This window comes from Brucella sp. TWI559 (genome assembly GCF_039674265.1).
Taxonomy (GTDB): Bacteria; Pseudomonadota; Alphaproteobacteria; order Rhizobiales; family Rhizobiaceae; genus Brucella; species Brucella chromiisoli.
In genome coordinates this window covers 1-822 of the sequence record NZ_JBDJNE010000066.1, presented here as the reverse complement: position 1 = coordinate 822, position 822 = coordinate 1, and the positions used below count along the sequence as shown (strand labels likewise).

The following is an 822-nucleotide window of genomic DNA, read 5'->3' as shown; positions in this document are numbered from 1 at the left end:
GAATAGGCCCAGTGGCAAGCACAATGTTAGTCGCTGAAATGCCAGAGCTTGGAACCATCACAGGCGAACAAGCCGCAGCTCTTGTAGGTTTGGCTCCAGTGGCGCATGACAGTGGAACCTTGCGCGGAAAACGATCTATTGCAGGCGGTCGTCGTGCCTTGAGGCATGTGATGTTCCAAGCCGCTCTGGTCGCTGCACATCACAACCCGACCATGAAGATCTTCGCGGATCGTTTGCGAAAAGCCGGGAAACCGCACAAGGTTATCGTCACAGCCGTTGCCCGAAAATTGGTTGCCCTTGCTAACGCACTATGTAGAAAACGTCAAAATGGCTGCTTCCGAAACCATGAAAGATACAGTTGCTAATCAGATCGGCCAGCGCTGTATCATACCGGTCATCAAAGCCGGTCGGATCGAAACTGCCCATCTTGGTATCAATAATATGGCTGGCGAGCTCGAGCATTTCCTTGTCGAACTTGAAACTTCCGATGTCCGAAAACGCTTCTTTTGACGAGCGCACTTCATAGTCGAAATTCAGCGTGGTTGCGAGAAGCCCATCATCATATGCGCGGATCAGCAGTTTACGAGCACGCCGAAACAACACCGCCTCGGCAATTGCCCCAACCTTTTGCAGGCGCATCGCCTCGCGCAGCAAGGTGAACGCTTCCTGATTGTCGTCACTGGGTGCCAGATAATAGGGCCGGTGGCTCTGTTGCAAAAAACAGATTGATTGGCAGATAATAACCTGTTCTGAGAAACAGGAGCAGGAAATGTCTGATTTCAAGTGGCGCCATTTTCGGGGTGAGATTATCCTTTGGGCAGT

1 protein-coding gene and 1 pseudogene are annotated in these 822 nt (G+C 51.6%); one reads left to right on the top strand and one right to left on the bottom strand.

The features are described from left to right. The first annotated feature begins 11 nt into the window (after nt 1-11). A complete protein-coding gene (locus ABE530_RS19615) occupies nt 12-365 on the top strand; it encodes a transposase (protein WP_499695723.1) in 354 nt (117 codons plus the stop codon). Here ABE530_RS19615 and ABE530_RS19610 read toward each other — a convergent pair. Next, nucleotides 364-702, bottom strand: a pseudogene (locus ABE530_RS19610) (Ku protein); the annotation flags it as partial. The gene ABE530_RS19615 and the pseudogene ABE530_RS19610 overlap by 2 nt on opposite strands. Nucleotides 703-822: the final 120 nt, after the last annotated feature.